23 protein-coding genes are annotated in these 17,822 nt (G+C 69.1%); all 23 read right to left on the bottom strand.

From position 1 onward, the window contains the following. Positions 1–141 precede the first annotated feature (141 nt). On the bottom strand, positions 142–1,758 hold the full coding sequence (locus ACF1FZ_RS29255; RefSeq protein ID WP_391776404.1) for a DNA cytosine methyltransferase: 1,617 nt from the start codon (positions 1,756–1,758) through the stop codon (positions 142–144). 231 nt (positions 1,759–1,989) lie between these two features. Beyond that, positions 1,990–2,820: a hypothetical protein gene (locus ACF1FZ_RS29250; RefSeq protein WP_391776403.1), complete on the bottom strand. Its 831-nt coding sequence runs from the start codon at positions 2,818–2,820 to the stop codon at positions 1,990–1,992. A 285-nt stretch (positions 2,821–3,105) separates the two neighbouring features. After that, the gene (locus tag ACF1FZ_RS29245) at positions 3,106–3,402 is read right to left on the bottom strand and encodes a hypothetical protein (protein WP_391776402.1); all 297 of its coding nucleotides are present in this window, start codon (positions 3,400–3,402) and stop codon (positions 3,106–3,108) included. A gap of 141 nt (positions 3,403–3,543) precedes the next feature. Next, positions 3,544–3,912 carry a DUF6409 family protein gene (locus ACF1FZ_RS29240; RefSeq protein ID WP_391776401.1) on the bottom strand — a complete coding sequence of 123 codons (369 nt, stop codon included), beginning with the start codon at positions 3,910–3,912 and terminating at the stop codon, positions 3,544–3,546. Positions 3,913–4,023: 111 nt separating this feature from the next. Further along, positions 4,024–4,848 (bottom strand): hypothetical protein, encoded by an 825-nt coding sequence (locus tag ACF1FZ_RS29235; RefSeq protein WP_391776400.1) that lies wholly within the window; start codon positions 4,846–4,848, stop codon positions 4,024–4,026. Positions 4,849–4,917: 69 nt separating this feature from the next. Then, positions 4,918–5,388, bottom strand: coding sequence for a hypothetical protein (locus tag ACF1FZ_RS29230; RefSeq protein ID WP_391776399.1), 471 nt, complete (start codon positions 5,386–5,388; stop codon positions 4,918–4,920). 104 nt (positions 5,389–5,492) lie between these two features. Next, positions 5,493–5,744, bottom strand: coding sequence for a hypothetical protein (locus ACF1FZ_RS29225; RefSeq protein WP_391776398.1), 252 nt, complete (start codon positions 5,742–5,744; stop codon positions 5,493–5,495). Positions 5,745–5,821: 77 nt separating this feature from the next. Next, the gene (locus tag ACF1FZ_RS29220) at positions 5,822–6,679 is read right to left on the bottom strand and encodes a DNA-processing protein DprA (protein WP_391776397.1); all 858 of its coding nucleotides are present in this window, start codon (positions 6,677–6,679) and stop codon (positions 5,822–5,824) included. 111 nt (positions 6,680–6,790) lie between these two features. After that, positions 6,791–7,372, bottom strand: coding sequence for a hypothetical protein (locus ACF1FZ_RS29215; protein ID WP_391776396.1), 582 nt, complete (start codon positions 7,370–7,372; stop codon positions 6,791–6,793). Positions 7,373–7,492: 120 nt separating this feature from the next. Then, positions 7,493–8,557, bottom strand: coding sequence for a hypothetical protein (locus ACF1FZ_RS29210; protein ID WP_391776395.1), 1,065 nt, complete (start codon positions 8,555–8,557; stop codon positions 7,493–7,495). 80 nt (positions 8,558–8,637) lie between these two features. Then, on the bottom strand, positions 8,638–9,030 hold the full coding sequence (locus tag ACF1FZ_RS29205; protein WP_391776394.1) for a hypothetical protein: 393 nt from the start codon (positions 9,028–9,030) through the stop codon (positions 8,638–8,640). 46 nt (positions 9,031–9,076) lie between these two features. Beyond that, complete coding sequence (locus ACF1FZ_RS29200; protein WP_391776393.1) at positions 9,077–9,418, bottom strand: hypothetical protein; 342 nt, start codon at positions 9,416–9,418, stop codon at positions 9,077–9,079. A 182-nt stretch (positions 9,419–9,600) separates the two neighbouring features. Next, positions 9,601–10,326: a hypothetical protein gene (locus ACF1FZ_RS29195; RefSeq protein ID WP_391776392.1), complete on the bottom strand. Its 726-nt coding sequence runs from the start codon at positions 10,324–10,326 to the stop codon at positions 9,601–9,603. Positions 10,327–10,405: 79 nt separating this feature from the next. Further along, entirely contained in the window at positions 10,406–11,188 is a 783-nt protein-coding gene (locus tag ACF1FZ_RS29190) for a hypothetical protein (protein WP_391776391.1), read from the bottom strand. 74 nt (positions 11,189–11,262) lie between these two features. Further along, the gene (locus ACF1FZ_RS29185) at positions 11,263–11,910 is read right to left on the bottom strand and encodes a hypothetical protein (protein WP_391776390.1); all 648 of its coding nucleotides are present in this window, start codon (positions 11,908–11,910) and stop codon (positions 11,263–11,265) included. A gap of 183 nt (positions 11,911–12,093) precedes the next feature. After that, on the bottom strand, positions 12,094–12,495 hold the full coding sequence (locus ACF1FZ_RS29180) for a hypothetical protein (RefSeq protein WP_391776389.1): 402 nt from the start codon (positions 12,493–12,495) through the stop codon (positions 12,094–12,096). Positions 12,496–12,707: 212 nt separating this feature from the next. Beyond that, positions 12,708–13,463, bottom strand: coding sequence for a hypothetical protein (locus ACF1FZ_RS29175; RefSeq protein ID WP_391776388.1), 756 nt, complete (start codon positions 13,461–13,463; stop codon positions 12,708–12,710). A gap of 209 nt (positions 13,464–13,672) precedes the next feature. Next, positions 13,673–14,053 (bottom strand): hypothetical protein, encoded by a 381-nt coding sequence (locus ACF1FZ_RS29170; RefSeq protein WP_391776387.1) that lies wholly within the window; start codon positions 14,051–14,053, stop codon positions 13,673–13,675. A gap of 102 nt (positions 14,054–14,155) precedes the next feature. Beyond that, complete coding sequence (locus ACF1FZ_RS29165; protein WP_391776386.1) at positions 14,156–14,365, bottom strand: hypothetical protein; 210 nt, start codon at positions 14,363–14,365, stop codon at positions 14,156–14,158. A gap of 82 nt (positions 14,366–14,447) precedes the next feature. After that, on the bottom strand, positions 14,448–15,113 hold the full coding sequence (locus tag ACF1FZ_RS29160) for a hypothetical protein (protein ID WP_391776385.1): 666 nt from the start codon (positions 15,111–15,113) through the stop codon (positions 14,448–14,450). 92 nt (positions 15,114–15,205) lie between these two features. Further along, positions 15,206–15,955, bottom strand: coding sequence for a hypothetical protein (locus ACF1FZ_RS29155; RefSeq protein WP_391776384.1), 750 nt, complete (start codon positions 15,953–15,955; stop codon positions 15,206–15,208). Positions 15,956–16,081: 126 nt separating this feature from the next. Continuing rightward, positions 16,082–16,570 carry a hypothetical protein gene (locus ACF1FZ_RS29150; protein WP_391776383.1) on the bottom strand — a complete coding sequence of 163 codons (489 nt, stop codon included), beginning with the start codon at positions 16,568–16,570 and terminating at the stop codon, positions 16,082–16,084. An 83-nt stretch (positions 16,571–16,653) separates the two neighbouring features. After that, the gene (locus tag ACF1FZ_RS29145; protein WP_391776382.1) at positions 16,654–17,340 is read right to left on the bottom strand and encodes a hypothetical protein; all 687 of its coding nucleotides are present in this window, start codon (positions 17,338–17,340) and stop codon (positions 16,654–16,656) included. Positions 17,341–17,822: the final 482 nt, after the last annotated feature.

The following is a 17,822-nucleotide window of genomic DNA, read 5'->3' as shown; positions in this document are numbered from 1 at the left end:
GGGATGCACCAGGCCTCGGGGCCAACCGGGACCTGATGGTCTGAGCGGTCTCCTCGCGATCACGCGACGGGAGGAGCCGTTGCAACACGGGTGCGAGGTGAGCGGCCGGAGGCGGTAGGGAACCGCCCCCGGCCGTGGGGCCTAAGAATGAAGAGCAGCGCGCAGCCGGGACGCGATCCACTCGCCGACTTGCGGGGATACGGCGTTGCCGTACCCGCCGACCTGGGCACCGGCGGGACCCCAGACGATGAAGGTCCCGCGGTACTCGTTGAAGTCCACGTCAAAGCCGCAGCTCCTGCCGACCTCGTGGGCGGCCATCATGCGGAAATAGCAGTCCTCCAGCGGCAACTCGGCGAGCGAGGCCCGCCACTCAGCCATGAGCAGCGCCGTTGTGTCGCGGGCGGTAAGGGTCCCAAGCGGGTCGCCCAGCGGATGCGGTGCGGTCTCGCTGCCCGTACTGCCGTTCTGCTTGAACCAGCCGGCAGCGAGCAGGCCAGGGATCGCGTCCGGCGCGATCGGCATGATCTCGCGGTGCGCGGTGGACCGGTTCTCGCGAAGCGGGACGATGCCCGATGAAACGATGGCCAGGGTCTCCGAACCGACCTGGGTGGGAAGCGGTACGCCCGCGCCGCGCGGTGCGCCCTGGAAGTTGTCGACCGCCAGCGCGATCGGCGGCGCCCACAGAGAGTCGGATCCCGGACGCTCCAACGTGTTGCCCGCGGCCCCCATGAGTACGGCAGGGAAGTCAGCGAACCGCTCGCGGCAACGCTCTGCGCGCGCCATCGTTGACCGGGCAAGCGGTCCGACCCACCCGTCCTTGAACGTCTTGACCGGCCTGTCGCCGATGCGGATGCCCAAGTCGGCCAGGTCGAGCGCGGCCAGCGACGGCGTCATCGGCGGGACCACAGGCCGTCGGCAGGACGGGCACCGGTACTCGTACTGCTTGCCGTAACGCACGGATCCGGACGCCGGGACCCCGGTGCGCCACGTCCACACCGCCTCTACGCCCCGGTCACAGTGATGGCAGTGCGACACCGGACGGTGCTCAAGGTCGGGGGCAGGGAGCGCCTTGTTCCAGAACGCGATGTACAGGCGGTCGCGCGACTGCGGAACGCCGAAGAACTGAGAGTTCAGGTACAGCACCTTGTACTCGTAGTCGAGCAGCTCGAACTGCTTAAGCCACCAGCGGTATGTGGCGCCGTTTCCGATCTTGGCTCGGCCCTGCACCGCAGGCCCCCACGAAGTGAGCTCGGTCGTGCACTCGACGAGGATCAGCCGAGGCCGGTGTTGAGCGGCGTAGTGCAGTACGCAGTTCGCGGTGGCCCGGTCGCGCTCGGACCGTGTCACGCGCGCCTCGTAGTCGGGGTCGTCCAGGTCGAACAGCGCAGCGCCCTGCTCGTAGGCCTTGAGCGTGTTGGCCTGGGAGTGGTTGACGCACGACACGCCTGCGGCCAGGAGGTCAGCCGCGGGGAGGTCGCGGACTGAGTGGTAGTCCGCAGCGTCGGGGTCAACCAGGTCGGCGATCCAGTGTTCGGCTTCGGGATGATTCGCCTCGTGGACCTCGACCTTGTAGCGGTCGTGGTTCGCCGCCATGATCGCGGTGAATCCTGCGCGCTTGATGGCGGCGGTGAGGCCTCCGAAGCCAGAGAACATGTCGACGGCGGTGTGCTCGTCGTGACGGAAACGGCGAACTCTGGTGGCTGGTCTGTGTGTGGCGGTACGGCTCTTCTTCTTGCTCTTCGTCCTGGACGCGACCATCGGGCAGTCACTCCCCCTTCATGCGGCATGTCTCATGCCGTGCGGAGATGCGGTCTGGGCGTCTTCCGGGGGGCCAACCCCGTCCGACTATTTGACATAAAGAATTCTAACAGAAACCAATAGATCATGCGGGGTTCCTCACAGAAACTGCGCGGCTTTGCCCGGTGGTCAGATGCGGCACGCAGCGGTGCGCCGTGTTCATGCGGCACGGTGCCTTCCGTCCTCCCTCGGTCAGGCGGCCGGGGAGAGGTGTTGCTGGACGATGCGCCGGTGCCACCGGACCGCCCAGTCAGGGCAGTTCGCACAGCTCTTGTGGGTGTGACCGGGCAGCGGGGCGGAGTAACGGCCATCTTCCGACCAGGCCATGGAGTCCGCAGAGACCAGGGCGTCCGCGTAGGAGGCCAGGCCAAGGGTCTTCACGCCGAAGCCGTGCAGCCGGATCCCCTTGGCGGCGAAATGCCGGGCGATCTCCGCGATCTCCGTTGTTCCCTGGCGGCGGCATACGGATCCGATGCCGACAACCGGTTCGGCGGTGAGATCGATACCGGCCTCTGCGTACAGGCGCTCGCAGTGCACGTAGTCCTCCAGCCGGTTGCCCTGGAGTACACAGATGAAGGGGATGTCCAGGGCCAGCCTGCGCAGTTCGAGGGCGTTGTCGACGGTCAGGCGCTGATGGATCCGGACCGCAGTCGTCAGGTCCTGATCCGGGGAGCTCGCCCCAACCCCCCGGGCTTCCTGTGTCCCGTGGAACAGCATGCCGCGGCGGCCGGCGCCGCCGTAGATGACCAGCTCCTCGCACATCCAGTCCTGCGGGGCGACCCAGCGGCACAGGTCGGCGCCGAGGTCGGACAGGTACCTGCGGACCTCCTCGATGTACTGGGCGGGCGCGAGTGTCCACCGGCCGTGGCGCTGGAGCTCGGTGAATCCTCCGGAGTCGATGCAGTACGGGTGGCGGGCCCTCGGGAACGCGCTGACGCGCTTGGAGAGCCGGACCCGGGAGACGAAGAGCGTGACGCCCCGCAGAAGGGCTTCCAGGTCGCTCTCCCACAGCCAGTTGGTCATGTGCGTGCCCAGCTACAGCTCTGCCGGCCGCTCGAAGTGAGACCCCTCCGGTTCAGGCGGCGAGGCCTGGCCCAGTCCGTACCGGCATCGGCAGGCGTCGCAGCTGTCACCGGAGCACTGCTGGCAGGCGGGGCACTGAACGCATGCGCAATGGCCGCAGAGGTAGGAGGCGGTGCAGCGGCAGAGCGCGAGGCCGGCTTGGGGCATAGCTGTCTCCCAGTGCCATGTGACGGAGGACCGTGCGAGAGAGCCGGGGGGCAGGCACGGCCGCCCCCCGGCGGGCGCCTATCGGGCCTCGCGTTCCTCCGTGAGGGCGTCCCGGTTGCTGTCCTCGCTCAGCGCGTAGTCGTCGATGCCGGACTCCTTACGCAGGGCCGTCAGAAGTTGATTCACGGCGCCGGTGGCGGTGGTGGCCCACTCCATGTGGCAGGAGCCGAACGCGTCGTGGACGTCGACCCCGATCTCCTCGAGCACCATGTCGCGCCTGGCGGGATCGGTCGGAGCGGGCATGACATCCCACAGGGTGTAACTGGCGCCGTTGTCCTTGCCGACGATGATGAACTCACGGGTCTCGGTGCTCATGCGGGGACTTCCTTCCGTTGGATGAGGGCATGACGGACCGCACGCGCCTGGCCGGGGTGTGCGGCCTGGCGGTGCTGGACCGAGCTGGGGGCCGGTGGGGCGTTCCGCGGGTTCACGCCCCACCGGCGGTCCAGGCGCGGCCTATCGGGCGCGTCGGGCCGTGCGCAGCCGGTGGGCGTGGTTGCCCGCACGGTTGCGTACCTGCGTGGACCCCGGGAACTCGTCCAGTCCCCTGTAGATGCTGATCAGGGTGCGCTCGGAGAGGGCCTCGAGGGTGCCGAGGACCTTCATCTCCCGTTCGAAGGCGAGCCCGGCGGTGCGCGGGGAGAAGCTGGCAGGGCCGAGCGTGTAGAAGTACACCCGGTAGCCGCCCTTGGGGTTGTTCTCATTGCACAGGCCGAGCACGACGGCCTTGCGCAGGCCGGTGCTTTCGCCGTTCACGTATCGCGGGCAGCGCACGATCGTGCACGGCGTGAGGGCGGTCTGGGTGGTCGTGGTGGTGGTAGCCATCGTGGGGTGCTCCTTTGAGGGGGGGGGTTCGGGATCACCGAGGCCCGGGGCCAACCGGGCGACTGAGTGTCGGGCTGTGTGCGCAGGTGCAGAGCCGGGAAGTGAAGGGCGTCAGACCTGAGTCGCAGCTGGGTTGCGCGGGTCGTGTTGCGGCTGTTCGGTACGGCGGGCGGCTCGCGCGACCTCGGCGGCATGGGCGGCGTCCGTGTCGACGGCGTATCGCTCGGCGGAGATCGCGTGGCTGTCAGCAGCGATCCACCTGAAGCGCGCTGTGTCTCCCCGGCCGACGAGGTAGACCCAGTCGGTGGGTTCAGCGTTCTCGTGGTTCGCGATTACGGGCAGGAAGCACCGGGCCGTGGCGTCGGCTTCCTGCGCGGCGGCCCGTATGGGCGTGGAGACTTCGAACGCATGGCGTGAGGCGATGGCGAATCCGAGTGTGTGGGCCACGTGCGCGGCGGCAGCGTAGGTGGCGACGTACCTTCCGCCGCCTGCCTCCCGAGCAGGCACGCACAGGGGAGCAAGCCTGCCGGTCCGGGCGGTGATGGCGACGGCCCACCCGAGCTGCAGGAACCCTACGACGCCCTCCGGCTCGACCACGATCAGGTCGCCGTCGGCGATGGTGTCGTCCCACTGCACTGCGTCGTTCGCTTCTCCAGTGGAGTCGAAGCGGTGCGTGACCGGGGGCGACGCCGGGGTCTTCCGCGCGCTGGTGATCTCCGCGTGACGTGCGTGGCCGGCCACGCGCCGGAACGAGTCGGCAGGTTCGGAGGCGTAGAAGTACACCCGGTACCCGTCCCGAGGGCGCTTCTCATTGTGCAGGCCAAGGACTACAGCATTGCGCAGGCCGGTGTTCTCGCCGTTGACGTAGTGGGGGCAGTGCACGACGGTGCCCGGCGTGAGAACGACGTGACCGGTCGTGGGGGTGCGGTCGGACATGGGTGCTCCTCTGCTCGCGGGAGATCAGGTGACGGCAGGGGGCGACGGATGGCCGCCCCCTGGGATGGGTCAGCTGCTCAGCGGGGAGGGGAGGGCCAGACGGGCGCGGAACGGGTCGAGGCCGCGTTCGTCAAGGACACGGATGGTGTGGCTGTCGGTGATCTCGCAGAGGGTGCCCCACGTCTTCAGGATCTGGCCGCTCCCGGTGTAGAAGGCGAGGATGCGGGTGGTGGGTGATCCGCCGGGCAGGGTGTGGGAGGCCTTGTAGACGAATCCGTCGTGCACGATGTCGATCGCGCCGTCGGGCCACCAGTCACCGGTTTCGGCGGTGAAGCTCGATTCGCGGACGTGGACCAGGGGGTCGGCGGCCAGGTCGCAGCTGACCAGGGTGCGGCGGGACCGGTGATCACAGCCGCAGTTCTCGGCCTCGTCCGTCGACAGCAGGAAGTCGCGGCCGTGGTAGTCGGTGAGGCTGCCGTGATAGGTCGCGCGCGTTCCGGTGACGGGGAGTGCGGCGCTCTTCGGGTTGGTGACGGTCATCTGGTCCTCCTGCTGCTCGGGGTGCGGTTCGGGTGTCGTCCGGGGGGCCAACCCCTTCCGACATAAAGAATTCTACCAGAAATAGGCGAGATTTCCGGGGTCGGTTACTCCCGGAAAACGGTGTGGCCCTGCACCGAGATCTCGAGCGGCACGCGGTCGTCGGGGCGCAGCAGCGAACGGTGGGCCGTGTCCAGGTCGACGCTCACCCGGACCGTGCCGTGCTGGCGGTCGATGTAGACGAAGACCAGGACCCCGGCCACCTGGAGGGCGGGCAGCGAATCGGGTTCACCGCGCTTGACGTGCCAGAAGCGGGCCGATCGGTGGAAGCGGTGACGGAGGCGGGCGGAGACGCGCATGGTGATGCCTTCTTTCCGGGGCCGGCGGAGGGGGGCGGCGGGGCGGGCCAGGCTGACCTGGCCCGCCCCCTGGGGTGTCAGTCCACGGCGGCGACGACGTTGGCGAGCTGTGTGGTGCGGTGGGCGCGGATGGACGTCAGCAGGCGGCCGGTCTTGCTCGTGTAGGGGATGTTGGTGCTGGGGTCGGGCGTGGTGAGCACGTGCACCGGGCGATGCAGGGAGCGGGCCGCCTGGGCCGCTTCCAGTGGGACGGTCGCGACGTCGTCACTGGGCTCGATCAGGACGAGGGCCTGGGAGAGGGCGGCCAGGAGTGTGGCTGTGGTGGAGAGGGTGACTCGGCTGGTGGGTGTACCCGGCCGGTAGACGCTGACCACCAGGCCACCGTTCGTGGTGACGTGGTCCAGGAGTTCGGCCTGGTTGTAGGGGTGGCAGGTGTCCAGTCCGCACGGCAGGACGGCGAGCGTCGGGGCGCCGGTGCCGTGCTGGGCGGCGGTGTCGATGCCGTACGAGAGGGCGGAGGCGACCGTGTGCCCGGCCTGGGTCAGGGCGCGGGCCGTGTCCTGGGCGGCGCGGACACCGGAGGGGCTCGGCGCGCGGCGTCCGGTGACGGCGATGGCGTGGGTCGAAAGGGCGGCCAGGTCCCCGCGGCCGCGGCTCCACACTCCCAGCGGTCGGGCGTCTCCGAGACCGTCCAGGGCGGTCGGCCAGGCGGGGTCACCAGGGATGACGAAGTCGGCGGCCAGTTCGGCCGTGGTGAGCTCCTTCTCCGGCGCGTAGCCGGAGAGCCGTCCGGTCGGGTCGGCGGCGGTGAGTTTCGCCCAGAGGTCCACCGGGCCCAGCTGGGACAGTTCGACGGCAACGCACTCCGGCCGGCTGAAGTGGGCCAGGGCGGCGCGGGCGGCGCGCTCGCTGATACGGACAGGGGCAGTCGTCATGATTACCTCGCGGTGAGTGGTGTGGCTTGGGATCCGCGGAGTAAGGAGAGGGGGCCGACCCTCTTCCCACCCGCATGCGTGCTGCTGTGGTGTGGGGCCGATCAACCGGTGTCAGTGAGCGGAGGGCAGACTCAGCGCCGCATCGAGGTACAGGCCTGGCAGAAGTCGCCTGTTCAGGCGTTCGGACTCGTGCCAGTGCCAGGCCATGGCCATCCGGCCGGCTGCTGACACGGCCACGCGGCCGGTGTGAGGGGTCTCGCTGATCCAGCCGCGGCGTCGCAGCACCGATGTCGCGCCGGGCGGGATGCGCAGCAGGTCCGACTCGATCCTCGCGGCGCCGTCCTCGGCCGGTCGGATCCGAACACGGTTCCCGGCGGCCTCGATCAGTCGCAGGTCCTCGAACTGGCGGCTGGTCACGGTCGCCGGAACGCGGACGGGGTCCAGGGCGATACGGCGTTGCGACGACAGGGACCGGGTGATGCTCATCCTGCCCATGACGTCGATGCGCACGCAGTAGCGGCGCTTGACCGCGCGGGCGATCAGGTTGTCGGCCTCCCAGCCGGTGAGGAAGCCGGTGTCGTAGTCGTCGCCGAAGTGCGACTCCTTGAATGCCGCGTACTCGTATCCCCAGGGGCGGGGAGTCCTGACGCAGGTCTTGCCGTCCTCGCTGTACTTCGTTCCGGGGTGTGCCACTGCTGCTCCTCCTCGGGCCGCCGCGCGCGGAGCGTGGCGAAGGGTGGCCGCCGGCTGGCGGCGTGGCCGGTCATGGCCCGGGGGCGAGGTGAAGAGCCCGCCCCCGGGGGCGCCGGACAACTACTCGGTGGGGAAGATCAGGGCGTAGGCGCCGTCCAGCTCCGGCAGCACAACGGGCTTCCATCCGCTGACGGTCAGGTCCTCGGCGCTCGGCCGGTAGGCGAACATGCTCGCCAGCCGGTCACGAACCTTCTGCACCAGCCGGGCGGAGGCCGGGTAGCGCCCGCCTGGATGGGCGGTGTCGGTGAGGAACAGGAGGAACGGCTGTTCCGCGGTCGGGTCGACGATCAGACCGGTGGCGCTGGGACAGGCCGTGACAATGTCGTCGGCGAGGTAGGGCGCGGTGGCGGTGAGCAGTGCGCGCCGCGCTTCGGTCGCCGTGGTGCGGGCCTCGTCCAGCGGGCCCTCGCCGACGGAGTCGAGACCGCGCGGTGCGAACACGACTCGGTGCAGATCGGGGCGTCCGATGTCCTGAGCGGGCCGCCAGCCGCCGGCTTCGAGGTCGTCCGCTGCTCGGCCGTGGTTGAGCGCGAGGCGCACTACCTCGTCGGCGTCGCCGAGTGTCTCGGCGTCGAACGGCCCGTCCTGGATCTGTCCGGGGGTGACCGGCCAGTCGTTGCCGAACTCCCCGAAGACGCGGACGATGCGGCCGAGCTCGCTTAGGTCGACCAGACACGAGGCGGCGTCCGGGACTTGCTCCCGGAAAATCTCCCCGACGCGGTGGGCACTTCGTTTCAGGACCTGCTTCTTGGCTTCGTGAGCGGTCCGCTCGCTGTGGAAAAGCGGGCCGTTTTCGACCTCGGACCAGGACCACTCCCAGCCGATCCAGTACAGGCCGTTGGAGTCGGGCTTGACGACAGTGACCGACCTGGCCGGGCTGGCCTGGTCGAAGTACGCCCAGCGAATGTGGAGCACGATCGGCTGGGGCTCTCCGTCGATGACGGTGATCTGGTCCCTCTCGTGGCCGTACATCTCGGCCGCTTCCGCGGTGTGCGCGGCGATCTCGCGCACCGCGTCAAGGGTGAAGCCGGGGAAGACGCAGCCGCTTCCTCGGTCCGAGGGGTTGAGTCGGGCCGGGTAGATGTGCTCGTCGTCCCAGCAGACAAAGGTGTCGATGGTGGTCACGGTGCTGCTCCTTCGGGCGGTGAGGTGAGCTCAGCTGCTCCCGGAGCGGGCGGGCACTGTGCCCGCTCCGGGTGGGCCGACTACTTGGCGCGGAAGGGGAAGTTGAGCGAGAGGTCGTCGTCGAGCGCGTACCAGCACCAGGGGAGGCCGCCGACGGCGTACAGGCCGGTCTCCGGGTGGGGTGCGAGGACCTCGGTGGCCTCTTCGGCACTCTTCTCGGGCATGTACATCCACGTGACGATGACGACGAGGGCCCGGGGCTCACCGCGCTCGCAGCCGCCGTCGATGACGTGCACGGTGTCGATTGAGCCCCAGCTGAAATCGACGGCGTCGTCCTGGGTCTTCTCGGCGATGCGGCGGACGGTTTCCAGGTCGAACCAGGGCAGGACGTAGCCCTCTTCGTTGACCTCGGCGGGATTGACGTGTGCGGGGTAGCGGTCGCGATCGTTGTTGCTGACCAGTGTCTCGATCATGGGCGTCCCTTCGGCTCTGCAAGACGGTCGGTGTCGGGGATGACGGTCAGTCGAGGGGCAGGGCGGCGGCCCTGGTGAGGTCGAGGCGGTAAGCCGGTCGCCCGTCGCGGTCGGGGAGCTCGGTGCACAGCGGGTGCCAGACGTGGACGTTGTCCGTGGAGAGGTAGGACGTCCACTCGTTCAGGTCGTGGACGATGCCTGCTCCGGCGCCGTCGGCCGCGTGCTCGGCGAAGGTCCGTTCCGCCCCGTCGGCGGTCCAGTAACGGCCGGTGGCCCAGAGGTCGCCGTCGAAGCCTTCGGTCAGCTCCAGGTGCGTGGCGTCGAACGGGGCGTCGGGGTCGCAGCCGGTCAGGCCGTCCCGGACGCCTGCCGCGGTGACGACGGTCATGACGCGGGCGATCCGGTCGGCTGCTTTGCAGTGCCGCGTCAGCCGCTGCGGACAGCGTGCCGCTGTCGGGGAGCTGGTAGGCGCGGGTCTGCGGGGTCTGGGTGGTCATGTGACGTCCTCGCGGGGTTGGGGCGGGCGGGAGGAGGGGGCCGGGGCGGGCGCGCCCGCCCCGGCCTGGGTGGCTACGCCTTCGGGGGGAAGGTGACGGCGTACGCTTCGACGCCCTGGTCGTTGTTCATGGCGTGCCATCCGGCCGCCTGGAGCGTCTCGGGGCTGGTGCCGTACTGGAGCGCCTGGCGCAGGGCCTCGTCGGCTCCTCCGAGACGCTCGCAGTCGAAGACTCCTTCGTCGCCTTCGTCGGCGGTCCAGATGACCCGGCCCTTGGCCACCACGTTGATCAGGCGGGGGTGGCCGTCCTGGATGACGAACCCTGCGCCGGTGGCCTCGGGGGCGAGCTGGTGGAGCATGTGGCCGGCCTGCCGTACGCCTTCGCGGAGGACGTCGACGCGTGCCCGGTCGGCAGCGCGGCGGGCGGCTTCCGTCGGGCCGTCCTTGACCCGTGACCACGTCCACTCGTAGCCGCCGATGCCGTACAGGCCGTCCGCGTCCGGACGGACGACCGTGGTCGTGGGCTCGTTCATGTCGTCCAGGTGCCTCCAGCGGACGTGAACGACGACCGCGTGGGGGGCGCCGTCGATGTCCGTGCGGCTGTCGATGACGTGGATGGTGTCGATGCCCTCGCAGCCGGACAGGGCGGCTTCCTGCTGGAGGTCGGCCGCCAGCTGCCGGACGGTTTCCAGGGTGAAGTACGGGTCATACCAGCCGTTGTGCCGGTTGTGGGGGTTGAGGCGGGCCGGGTAGATCTCCCCGCCGGTGCTGACGTAGGTACGGATCTTGTTGTGGTCCATCGCGTGCTCCTGCACTGTGAGGCGTATCCGGTCGGCCCGGGGCGGGCGGGGACTCGGCCCCCGCCCACCCCGGGGTCGGTCAGGTGGCGGACGTAGCGGCCAGGCGGATCAGCTCGGTCCAGCGCAGGTACCGGCCGGTCGCGGCGAGGTGCGCGAGGCTCGCGGGCCCTGCGGTGTCGTACTGGCCGGGTTCACCCAGGGCGGGGTCACAGCCGCAGTCGCACGGCTGCTCCTCGTGTCGGCTGTCGCGGGCGAGGCCGCAGTTCTTGCACTCGGCCACGTGCCAGTTGTTGCAGTTCGCGCACGGGCACCACCAGACGGAGTAGCCCCACGCCCATTCCCAGCCGCCGATGGAGTACAGCCCGTCCTTGCCGAGGGGCTCGGTGGTAGCCGCCGTGTCGCTGCCTTCGTGGACGTACATCCATCGGATGTGGAGGACGACGGCGTGCCGGGCGCCGCGACCGGTGGTCTTGCTCCGGCGAGCCCGCTTGCGGTCGGCGGGTGTCGCGACGCGGATCGTGGTGGCCTCGACCGCGCCCCGGGCCACGTTGCTCCACCGGATGCGGACGGCGATCGCCCATGGCTCGCCGCGCTCGCTGTCCGGGTTGGGGGCGCCCTCGATGATGTGGACGGTGTCCCGGCTGTCCTCGCGGCCGTCGATGACGTGGATGGTGTCGGACTGGTAGTCGTCCTCGGCGGCCAAGCGGAGCGTCTGGGCGGAGAGCTCGCGGACGGCGTCCAGGGTGAAATGGGGGCTCAGGAAGCCGTTCCACAGGTTCCTGGGGTCGAGCTCGCAGTCGAGCGGTCCAAGGAAGTCGTCGATGCAGACACGTGTCCGGATCATGGTGTGGGTGTGGGGCATGGTGGCTCCTCGACCTGTGCGTTGTGAGGTGTGCTGGCCCGGGCCGGGCAGGGGGTCCCGGCCCGGGGGTCAGGTCAGGTAGTCGACTGGTGCTCGGGCTGGCGATCTCGGGTGAGGTCACAGGTGCCGCACTGGTCCTCGTGCCAGTTCCAGACCGACCCGCACGCGCACGTCCACTCGACGTAGGTCCAGGGCCAGTGGCCGTCGCCGACTCGGTAGAGGCCGTCGGGGCGGGGCGGGCAGACGTCGACCGCTGAGGCGGCGTCGCCGTCTCGGAACAGCCACTGCCATTCGATCTGGACGACGACCGCGCGTCGGGGGCCTCGGCCGCTGACCTTGCGCTTGCGGGCTGCCTTGATGTCCTTCGGGGTGGCGTGCGAGACGGAGACCGCGTGGACAGGGTCCTGGCCTACACCGGTCCACCGGATGCGGAGGGCGACCACCATGGGCTCGTCGCTCTCGCTGTACCGGTCCGGGCCACCCTCGATGAGGTGGACGGTGTCCGCACTGTCCGCGCGTCCGTCGATGACGTGGACCGTGGTCATGCTGTCGAAGCCGTCCTCTTCGGCCATGCGCACTGTCTGGGAGGAGAGTTCGCGGGCGCCTTCGAGGTCGAAGCGGGGGCGGAGCCATTCGTCGGTGGGGCTGATGTAGCAGTCGAAGGGCTCCAGCCAATCTTCGAGGCTGACGCGACTTCGGATGCTCGGGCGGGTCAAGGACATGGACGGTGCTCCTCGCGCGTGAGGTGTGGTCGGCAGAGTCCTGGCGGCAGGGGTATCCGCCCCTGCTTGCCAGGGCTGACAGGCAGCTCGAACAGCTGACGGGTGTGCCGGGGGGCGCAACTGTGCGGGCGCTGCCTTCCCCTTCCGGGGCGCGGGAGTGGCGCCCAGGAAGGGGAAGGGGAGTCAGCTGGAGAGGGTGAGCGGGAGATCCCGTCCGATGACCCGGGCCAGGCCTCGCTCACGGGCGGCCGCGTCCAGCGGGTCGGTGAGCGCCGGGAGCAGGGACCTCAGCTTCGTGACGCGGGAGCCGAACCCGTGGCTGAAGTGCGGGAAGCCGTTGGCACCGAACTTGGCGTCGATGACCCAGTCCTCTTCGCCGACCAGACGGGAGAGGAAGAACGTGTCTCCGCTGTCGCGGCCGGGCTGGCACACGGTCACCTGGGCTGCCAGGCCCGTCCTGTCACCGCCGAGCAGCTCGGAGCAGGACTCGAAGCGCCGTTCGAGCTTGGTGATGATCAGGGTGTAGCGCTCGGTCTGACCGCCGATCTCGATGTCGACGGCAACGGGGGTGATCTCGTCCTTCACGCGGGCTCCTGACGTGGGGTGATGCGGTTTGGGCGCCGTCCGGGGGGCCAACCCCTTCCGACTTCCTGACATAGATAATTCTACCAGGATTTAGCGAGTTTCCTTGGATGGATTTCCTTCGTGTCCTCGGCTCCGCCGCACGTCAAAACCGGTTTCCGGGCCCGATGGAGCGAGCAGGACGTTAAGGCCGTGCCGACGGGCGCGGGGGCGGGTCAGCGCAGGATGGTGTCCGCCGGCTGCGGTGCGGGGTGCCGGGCCCTCTTGCGGTTCAGCCGCTCGTCTCTGGCGCGCTGGAGCTGCCCGAAGCTGGCCTGGCCTTGCAGTTTGCGCAGCCGCGGGATGTTGTTCGCGGGCATGCCGACGCGTTCGGGTCCGCGGACCGCGAGCAGATCGCACGCCGACTGATCGGAGTAACCCGCAGCGGTCAGTGCCTCTTCGTCGGGGAAGACGTCGGCGTGCCGGGCGGAGAGGTCGACGGCATAGTCCTCACGGCCTCCCAGGCTGGGAAGCCAAGCGAAGTTCGCCGGAGTGTTGCCGACCACCACATCCTGAAAGAGGCGAACTTCCTTGGTGTAGCAGTAGAAGAACGTGTCCTCCGGAGCGTTGCGCATGATCCGCAGCCACGTCTCCAGATAGGCCAGGCTGTGGAAGTCGCCCGCGTCGTGCAGCCGCACCGCGCGGTTCCGGTAGCGGCGGTGCTGCACTTCCTCGCTCATCAGCTCTTCGAACCTGGGAAGAGCGTCGTCCAGGCTAAGGAGCAGGTTACGCATGTGCGCGGCCCGCACATTGGGGTACCGGTAGCTGCCCTGACGTGCGAAGCAGAGCTGGGCGCAGACACCCGCACTGGGGCACACGTTCATCGCTTCGCCGGACGGGAGCTTGACCACCCATGCCGGGAGTGTCCAGGTGTAGATGCCGTGATGGCGTAGATCGCTGTTGTTCTGCTGCAAGAGCCATGTTCGGGCCATGGGGAAGTCATCCCTCCGACGGGTTCGGGTGCTGGAAGAGCCGGGCTGACCCGCACGCGGCCGCCTCGGCGGCCTATGGGGGCGCGGCACGGTCACCGGCCGGACCGGCCAGGCTCCGCCGCTGCGGGACACGGGTGGAGAGGAGTGAGAGGGCGGCGGCCGGCGGGCACCTGTTCCCCGCGAGTCATCACCGCCCTCCCACAGGAGGATCAGTTGCCGGGGGCTTCTCCGCGCTGCTCCTGGTCGATGAGGGCACGCAGCACCCGTTCCGCCTGTGCGGCGGAGAGGCCGGAAAGCTCGACCTTCACGTACTCGCCGGAGCGGTCCGCATCGATCTCGACGGACGCGCGCGGCGTGGTGGTCGATCGCTGCTCAGGTCCGCGGCTCCGGTTGGCCCCGGTCCAACCCAGGTGCAGCTTTCGCTTCTCGTAACTTGCTCCGTGGGTGGCACGGGTCGGCGTGGTTCCGAGCACTTCGGCGAGACGGCGGGCGGTCGCGGTGCGCTCGGCCTCCTCCGCGCAGAGCCGTTGGACCTTGGTCTGCCACGTCGCCAGTGCGGTGGTGAGGTCGGGCAACAGGCGGCGGCTCACGTCGCCCGCTACCTGCCGTGGGGTCTTGGTCCCGGTCACCGTGATGTGACCGAAGTCGATCCTGTCGGTCTCCTCGGGGAAGTTGGCAGGGGGCTTGGGCTGCTACCCCGTCACGTGGATGCGTCCCGCTTCGCGGCTGCTGGCGTACCGATCGACGTACAGGCGGACCTGGCGTCCGTCCTCGTGGATCACGTGGGCGCTGTAGCGAGGATGCTCGGGGTGGGGCTCGCACTTCCATCCGGGGCCGAGATGGGTGGCGACAGCTGGGGCGAGCCGCTGGATGTCGGGCATAACGGTGCTGTCGGTGATCACAAATGACCTCCGTGTATCGCAGGTGTGGTCTGGGTGCCGTCTGGGGGGCCAGCCCCTTCCGACTGATATAGCCCTACCAGAATTAAGTGATTTCGTGGGGTGTTTTTGCAGGTCGGAGGCCGTTTCTGTCCACTGTTGGGGTCGTGTCAGTGATCACCGGACGGCTTGTCAGTTGGGCGATACGCGCGCAGAGTTCGGCCGCCGCACTCCCGGTCAGGCCGCTCACGGATAGCTCGACCTCCTCACCGGCGGGCCCAACCTTGGTCCGGACATTGACCCGTGGGCCAAGCCGCCGAATGAGCGTCGACCGGTGAGTGTCCTGTACCTCGGTCCAGGTGTGCCCGTCCGGGATCCGGGCCAATGCGGCCGCGATTTCGGCCGCTGACGCACGGCGGGCGCTCCGCTCCGCCTCAGCCGCTGCGGCACCCTCCACCCACTGGGCGAACACTTCCTCATACCTGGCCAGCAGACGCCGCTGGATGTGCCCACTCACATACTGCGCGCTCGTAGCAGCCATCGTGATCTCCGGTGCGGGAGGCCCGAACCGGGGTTGCGGACCGTAGGGCCACACGCCACGAGCGGTGACGCTGCGCCCGTTCAGGATAAGGACGAGCCGGAGCCCGTCGTCCCTGACCAGATGGGCGGCCGCGGCCCAGCCTGTGGCCGGTCGGCTGCCCCAGGTGCCTCCCATGGTGCTCATCAGTTCCGCGACCTGGCTGGCCAGGCGGGGGAAGGCGGACTCCTGCATGACGCCTCCTGTACGGGGAGCGTTACCCGGGCGCAGCACGTGCCCGGGCCGCTGCTGGATGAATCGCTATCGCACCGGGTCTACTGAGCGGGTTAGGCCTTCGTCGTCCAGCCGCCGCGGCAGTCCGGCCGTCCCCAGCGGCGGTTGGGGTCGTGCTCGGACGCGTACCTACTGCACACGGTGCACGGCGGCCCCCATACGACGGGATCACTGATTGGCTCGGCCGTGTACACCGCGGGCTCACTCCAGGGGAAACCGCGGTCCTGGAATCGCACGGTCTGTGTCGCCGTGAGTTCCGCCCAGCCGTCCGGCCAGTCGATAGGACCGGGCCGCAAGCACTCCTCGACAACGTTGCGCACGGCCTGTCCTCGCCACACCTGGACTGCTCCGCCCGGCCCGGTCACCCGGTAGGCCTCCCCGGTGATCTGCTGCGTCGGCCGGTTGATCACAATCGGGGAGGTCCGGTCCGGGTTGAACAGCAGGACGGCGTGAAGCGGTGTCTTGCGGTAGCGGATCACCCCATCGTCGGTGATGCGCACTTCGCTGCTCCGCCAGAAAACGCAGCTGCCGGACAGCCACCCGTGCAGCACCTTGCCGCTCACGCGCCGGAAGCCCTGGCCCGGGCCTTCGCTATTCCGGTATCCCTGCTGTCCCTGGAACTTCTCGTAGCTGGAGTGGAAGGGGAGATTGTCCAGTGGCACGCGGTCTGGGCTCGGCACGCTGACTACGAACTCGGCGGGCGGGTACAGGCGCACCCCAGGCAGGGGCTCCTCCGGCTGGATGGTGTCGGGGTCAGGGGGCGCCTGGGGAGGCATGGAAGGGCTATCGGGGGAAGTGGTCACGCTTGGTCCTCCGAGGTGCTGTGGTAGGGCCTGGGCGCCGCGCGGGGGGCCAACCCCGCGCGGCGATCTGCTCCGTGGTCTGCGCGGCCGCGTGGTCATGGCCGGAGTGGTCGGAAGTAACGGGATTTACGGGGCGCTGTCGTCGGCTTCGGGGGACCGGCTGTGGACCGCTTCGTCGTAGACGCGCCGGATCTCGGCTTCGATAGCGTCGTGGCGGGGGTCGGGGAAGCTGGTGGACTTTTTGCGCCACCGCATCGCGACGACCAGAGTGCGCAGCTCGGTGAGGTCCAGAGTCCATGGACCCTGCTCGGGCAATGCTTCTTCGAACTTCAGGCGGTTCGCGGCGTTGACCTGGTCGGTGCCGGTGAAGACGTTCTGCGACAGGAGCGCGCGAATCAGGGTCGCCTGCACGTAGGCGGACTGCACGGGGTGGGTGGGCCAGACCTCGTACAGGCTGTCAATGACCTGGGTGTGCATGACGCCGTCGCGGCAGATCAGCCGCTCTTCGGGGTCCAGGACGAAATCGGTGGTCGCGAGCGTGTGGCCGCACATGGTGCACGCGTACAGGTCGAGGCCGGCCGGAGCGTACTTCCCCTGCTCGCAGGTGCCGCACATGATCGGGGTGAATATCGGTGATGATCCCTTCGGTTCACTGTCCGGGGGCGCCGGTGACCAGCGCCCCCGGGACGGCGGCTGTCTCAGCGCTCGGCGAGGTAAAGGCGGTGGTCCATCATCGGGGCGCAGCGCTCACACATCGGGCGGCCCTTGATCACAGTCACGGCGTTCGCCCAGCACGTGCCCCAGTCGCACTCCCACTCCTCGCGCGGCATACAGATGGCGCACCTTCCGGTAGCGATGCCGTGCAGCTCACAAAGCGCGTACCGCTCCTTGAGTGGTATGGCTTCCAGCAGCACGCGACGGCGGCCGAGCTCGGACTCTGGGACGCAGGGGTACTTCTTGCCGCTGTCCTCAAGGATCCCGATGGGCAGGGCCTGGTAGCGCTGGGGGGCGACGTAGAACGGCTTCCCCTCGGTGCTCCACACCATGGTCAGGTGACCGGCCTCGGTGAGCTCGTCGAGCTCCCAGAATCGGTGCAGCGTCCTCGCGTCGCGCTCCTCCAGTGCCCACTGGTAGCCGTAGCGGCGCAGACTGCGCAGCACGTGCGCGGCGGGGCCGCTCTGGGTGTTGTCCAGGGCACGGACGGCGTTGATCGCTGCGCTGGGGGAGGTGTTGAACTCCTCGGCGGTCAGCTGGGCGGCTGCGGCGTCGGGGCGTTCGGTGAGGGTGTAGCCGCTGCGGGTGTCGACGATGCGGTGGCCGTGTCCCGCGAGCGGAGACGCCGTGGTGTAGCGGGGCTGGATGGTGACTTTGGGCAGGCGCGCCATGGGGGTTCCTCCGTCTGCTTGGGGTGTGTGGTGTGGGTGCCGGTGGGGGGCCAACCCCGTTCCGACATAAAGAACCCTACCATAATTGCGCCTATTTGGAGATAGTGTCGCGTACGCTGCGCCCTTTCTTCGTGCACGGCGAAAGGTGAAAGGGGCTACGAATAGGAGGCTTGGATTTTGCTCTCCGCAGCCCTGGAATTGGCGGGCGCCGATGGGCCCGGCATGGGAGGGGTGCCGTGGTCTCGGATCGCGCCGCGGTGCGTTACGCGCTCGTCGGCCGGGTGGTGTGAATGTCACCCATCCACAGGGTGCGGCCGTGGTCGTTGAGCCGTCTTTTTTCCTCGCGGGCCCCGGGGGGGATGGCTGCTCCTGAAAACCGAGGGATGGGCGAGAGGGGGCCGGGGGCGCGCGGGGGGGCGGCCCCCGCCCGCGGGGGGGGCGAGTAATCGGCGGGCCGGCGGATTGGGGTTTAAAGCCGCCCC

Source organism: Streptomyces sp. NPDC014623 (genome assembly GCF_043088245.1).
Classification (GTDB): domain Bacteria; phylum Actinomycetota; class Actinomycetes; order Streptomycetales; family Streptomycetaceae; genus Streptomyces.
Note: the sequence above shows the minus strand (reverse complement) of the source record. Positions and strands in the feature narration are given on the sequence as shown.